Genomic DNA, 4,191 nt, shown 5'->3' on the forward strand with positions numbered 1-4,191 from the left:
GTCGGACTGAACGGGGGGTTCGTGCATACAGTCAATCCTGGAGCGAACTGCCTTCGCGGAACTGAGTGTCAGGCGTGGAATGAGAAACCGCGGCCATAACAGCGGAATGACACCGGTAAACCGAAAGGCAGGAATGCGGGGGAGCACGAGGGAGCCATCAGGGGGAAACGCCTGGTATCTTTAAGCCGCATCGGGTTTCGCCACCACTGATTTGAGCGTCAGATTCTGTGATGCTTGTCAGGGGGGCGGAGCCTATGGAAAACCGGCAGCGGCGCATCCTTTCTTCCCCTCCTGCATTCACGTATTTCCCCGCCACGTCTTTATCCGTGAGTCCGTACCGCTCGCCGCAGCCGAACGACCGAGCGTAGCGAGTCAGTGAGCGAGGAAGCGGAATATCCACCGGGACAGGCATCAGCCTCTTACGCACCTGAGCCTCATCTCACAGTTTTCATGACTGACTATTTCATCCCGATTCCCGTCGTGCCACCATAGTAAGCCAGTATACACTCCGCTAGCGCTACGTGACTGGTTCAGGGCTGCGCCCCGAAACCCGCTAAATGCCACTGACGCGCCTGCGGCTTGCCCAACACCGCGCCGACCGGGAAAAGATTTCCCGCCCGTCCCGGCGTTATCAGGAGGCCGGATTGGCAGACAAACGCAGCAAAATGCTCACGATGTGGGTAACAGAAGATGAGCACCGCCGTCTGCTGGAACGCTGCGACGGTAAACAGCTCGCGGCCTGGATGCGGCAGACGTGCCTGGACGAGAAGCCCGCCCGGGCCGGCAAACTTCCCTCGATCTCGCCGGCGCTGCTTCGTCAGCTTGCCGGCATGGGGAACAACCTCAACCAGATTGCCCGCCAGGTTAACGCCGGTGGCAGTAGCGGTCTCGACCGCGTGCAGGTCGTCGCCGCGCTGATGGCCATCGATGCCGGACTCGAGCGGCTGCGGCATGCCGTACTGGAAAAGGGGGCTGACGATGATCGTTAAGTTTCATCCCCGGGGACGCGGAGGCGGTGCCGGCCCGGTTGATTATCTGCTGGGGAAAGACCGCCAGCGCGACGGTGCCAGCGTTCTTCAGGGGAAGCCGGAGGAAGTCCGGGAGCTTATCGACGCCTCGCCCTACGCCAAAAAGTACACCTCCGGGGTGCTGTCCTTTGCCGAACAGGACTTACCGCCCGGGCAGCGTGAAACGCTGATGGCGAGCTTCGAGCGGGTTCTGATGCCCGGACTCGATAAAGACCAGTACAGCGTGCTGTGGGTTGAGCACCGGGACAAGGGGCGGCTGGAGCTGAACTTCCTGATCCCGAACACGGAGCTGCTGACCGGCAAACGGCTCCAGCCATACTATGACCGCGCCGACCGTCCTCGCATTGATGCCTGGCAGACCATCGTGAACGGCAGTCTGGGGCTGCACGACCCGAACGCGCCGGAAAACCGGCGGGCACTGGTCACGCCGTCCGCGCTGCCGGAAACGAAGCAGGAAGCCGCTCAGGCGATTACGCGGGGTTTACTGGCCTTAGCCTCGTCCGGGGAGCTGAAAACGCGTCAGGACGTCACTGAGGCGCTGGAAAGCGCAGGTTTTGAGGTGGTTCGCACCACAAAAAGCAGCATCAGCATTGCCGACCCGGACGGGGGGCGAAACATCCGACTGAAGGGAGCCATCTATGAACAGTCTTTTAACGCTGGCGAAGGACTTAGAGCAGAAATCGAAAGTGCAGCAGCAGACTACCGGCGAGATGCTGAAAGCCGCATTCAGCGAGCACGAGAAGTCTGTCAGAGCGGAACTGAACGAAAGCGAGAAGAGAATCAGCGCCGCCATCCACGACCACGACCGGATGCTGTCCTCAGCCATGAGCCAGCGTACGAAAGGGATGCTGCGCATGGTCAGCCAGACGTGGCTGACCATCGTCCTGGTCTCCGTGCTGCTGATAGCCTCAAGTGCGGGCATTCTATGGTGGCAGGGGCAGCAGATACTCGACAATTACACGACCATCCGGGAGCAGAAGAGCACGCAGGCCATGCTGTCCGAGAGGAACAGCGGCGTGCAGCTCACGACCTGCGGAGAGGAACGACGCCGCTGCGTGAGGGTGAACCCGGACGCGGGACGGTTCGGAGAGGATTCGAGCTGGATGATACTGGCGGGGAAATAGCACATGACGGAACTGGAAAAACAGTTGCTGAGCGCATTAGAGCAGCTACAGCAGGACTACTCGAAAAGGCTGGACGAGTGGGAGAGCGCCTTCGCGGAATGGCGGACGATGTGTGGTCTTATGCAACGGGAGAACGCAGCGCTGAGCGAGCGCGTCACGGACTTGAGCACGCAGGTGCTGAGTTTAAGCGAGCAGCTGCGCCGGTTGTCGTAAGGCTGAACGACATCGAGGCACACCGGGAGCAGGAGCGCGCAGCGCAGCACCAGAAAGCGCTGGAGCTGGAACGATCGCAGCGTCAGCAGGAGTATGACGGTCCGTCGCTGTGATAACCGGATAAAACGGGGCTTTCATTGAGGATCTGCGCCGAAACCCGGTGCCATTCACCCGGCTGCATGGCTATGCAGTCGGGTGAGATTTATCAGGCGCAGAATGCACGGTTTGCGGGGTGGTTTACTGTCGGTTTTGCAGGACTGACGCCGCATTCGCGCTGAACCCGTCCGGAGAGGTGCGGGCAAGGGATGTTATGGTAAAAGCATGATGCCTGGCGGGTACGGAAAAATTGTGGCGACCGAGCCTGCAGACGCAAAAATCCGGCCCATACTTATTCGTCTCCTTCATCAGGAATGCAGTACTATCCAGCCACTGCAGGTATTTGGCCCCCAGCGGGGGCTTTTTTTGCCTGTTGTTGGGGCAGATAAAGAAAAGGGCCGCATTAGCGGCCCTTTTCGGAGAGAGCGATGCCTCAATGCGGAATTTCAGAGACTTCTTTAACGTCGGCTTTATTGATCTGCTGTTTGACACCATTTGCGTCTTTATAGCCCAGCAGGCCTGAGTCTGATTCTGTAGGCTTGCCGTCGCTGACAATTGTACGCCCGTCGTTGGTGTGGATGGCATAGCTTGTGCGCGTGCAGCCGGTTAGGGCTGAAAGCGCAACTGCCGCTGCGAACACTGAAACAAAAATCTTTTTCAAAGCCAGCTCCTTTTATCCGTATCAGTTGTCTAGTTCACTCATGTTGGTAATTTTGTCACGGTTGATCTGTTCGGTTCGGCCTGTATGGGCATCTTTGTAGGATACTAATCCCGTATCACTGTCAACTTTGGGTTTGCCGTCTGTAACGATAGTGCGATCATCTGTGGTTTTTATTTCTTGGTTTGAAGAACATCCAGCAGCGGCAAAGGTCACCAACGCGACCATCATGGCCGCCAACAGCGTTTTTTTATTCATAATAGGTTCCCTGCTTAAAGGTAAAGTGGATATGGTCACTAACCATCTAAGTATAGGTCGTTTTTTCATGCGAAAAGAGGATTGAATGGACAAGAATTTCGATTATTGCTGACAGAGCATGGAGAAAAAGAGGCTGTTTTACTGTTCGGAAAGAAATCTTTTGTTGCCGTGCCAGATACGCAGAACCTTTATGGTGGGTGTTATTACCTTTATTTAGAGGATGCTCACAAGAACGAGCTTTTAATTGAGTTAAACGAAAGTGATTTATACCCCGGTGGCGCAATAGAACTTCAACACAACGGCGGTCGGAAGATTCATTGCGAGATACTAAAAGTAAGGTGGAGTCGTTAACTCAAGTAATGTTTCCTAAGTATGTTGATAGGCAAACATAGTGGTAGTTAGTCTCTCTGAGTAAATGATCTTCTTGTGATCCTGTCGTTACAGTCGTAATCTCTTGCTCTGAAAACGAAAAAACCACCTGGGGAGGTGGTTTGATCGAAGGTTAAGTCAGTTGGGGAACTGCTTAACCAGGTAACTGGGTATACGAGACCGCAGAAACCAAAACTGTTCTTTCAGTGTAGCCTCTCTCAGGCCCATACTTCAAGACCTCTTAATTTGTCTCTCGTATACCTCCAGTTACTAATGGCTGCTGCCAGTAGCGATTTTTCGTGTCTTTCCGGGTTGGACTCAAGACGATAGTTACCGGATAAGGCGCAGCAGTCGGACTGAACGGGGGGTTCGTGCATACAGTCAATCCTGGAGCGAACTGCCTTCGCGGAACTGAGTGTCAGGCGTGGAATGAGAAACCGCGGCC

Annotated in this window: 7 protein-coding genes and 1 pseudogene; 5 read left to right on the forward strand and 3 right to left on the reverse strand. The window is 55.6% G+C overall.

What is annotated here, in order from left to right; genetic code table 11:
* The first annotated feature begins 665 nt into the window (after positions 1 to 665).
* From L379_RS00015 to L379_RS26045, 4 genes and pseudogenes are all read left to right on the forward strand, one after another.
* Positions 666 to 989 carry a MobC family plasmid mobilization relaxosome protein gene (locus L379_RS00015; protein WP_001555769.1) on the forward strand — a complete coding sequence of 108 codons (324 nt, stop codon included), beginning with the start codon at positions 666 to 668 and terminating at the stop codon, positions 987 to 989.
* A 208-nt stretch (positions 990 to 1,197) separates the two neighbouring features.
* Positions 1,198 to 1,632 (forward strand): annotated as a pseudogene (locus tag L379_RS26395) (relaxase/mobilization nuclease domain-containing protein); the annotation flags it as partial.
* A gap of 34 nt (positions 1,633 to 1,666) precedes the next feature.
* Entirely contained in the window at positions 1,667 to 2,152 is a 486-nt protein-coding gene (locus tag L379_RS26040) for an MbeB family mobilization protein (RefSeq protein WP_012782630.1), read from the forward strand.
* Positions 2,153 to 2,155: 3 nt separating this feature from the next.
* The gene (locus L379_RS26045) at positions 2,156 to 2,365 is read left to right on the forward strand and encodes an MbeD family mobilization/exclusion protein (protein WP_001632067.1); all 210 of its coding nucleotides are present in this window, start codon (positions 2,156 to 2,158) and stop codon (positions 2,363 to 2,365) included.
* A gap of 529 nt (positions 2,366 to 2,894) precedes the next feature.
* On the opposite strand, the gene L379_RS00010 is transcribed toward L379_RS26045, so the two are convergent.
* Both L379_RS00010 and L379_RS00005 read right to left on the reverse strand, forming a co-directional pair.
* Positions 2,895 to 3,122 carry a YgdI/YgdR family lipoprotein gene (locus L379_RS00010; RefSeq protein WP_000719360.1) on the reverse strand — a complete coding sequence of 76 codons (228 nt, stop codon included), beginning with the start codon at positions 3,120 to 3,122 and terminating at the stop codon, positions 2,895 to 2,897.
* Positions 3,123 to 3,143: 21 nt separating this feature from the next.
* On the reverse strand, positions 3,144 to 3,377 hold the full coding sequence (locus L379_RS00005) for a YgdI/YgdR family lipoprotein (RefSeq protein WP_001036746.1): 234 nt from the start codon (positions 3,375 to 3,377) through the stop codon (positions 3,144 to 3,146).
* Positions 3,378 to 3,458: 81 nt separating this feature from the next.
* Here L379_RS00005 and L379_RS26050 point away from each other — a divergent pair, with 81 nt between their 5' ends.
* Positions 3,459 to 3,728, forward strand: coding sequence for a hypothetical protein (locus tag L379_RS26050; RefSeq protein WP_079839079.1), 270 nt, complete (start codon positions 3,459 to 3,461; stop codon positions 3,726 to 3,728).
* A gap of 236 nt (positions 3,729 to 3,964) precedes the next feature.
* On the opposite strand, the gene L379_RS26480 is transcribed toward L379_RS26050, so the two are convergent.
* Entirely contained in the window at positions 3,965 to 4,123 is a 159-nt protein-coding gene (locus L379_RS26480) for a hypothetical protein (RefSeq protein WP_032670878.1), read from the reverse strand.
* Positions 4,124 to 4,191: the final 68 nt, after the last annotated feature.

Origin of the sequence: Enterobacter sp. MGH 33, from assembly GCF_000534535.1 — a bacterium.
Lineage (GTDB): Bacteria > Pseudomonadota > Gammaproteobacteria > Enterobacterales > Enterobacteriaceae > Enterobacter > Enterobacter hormaechei_C.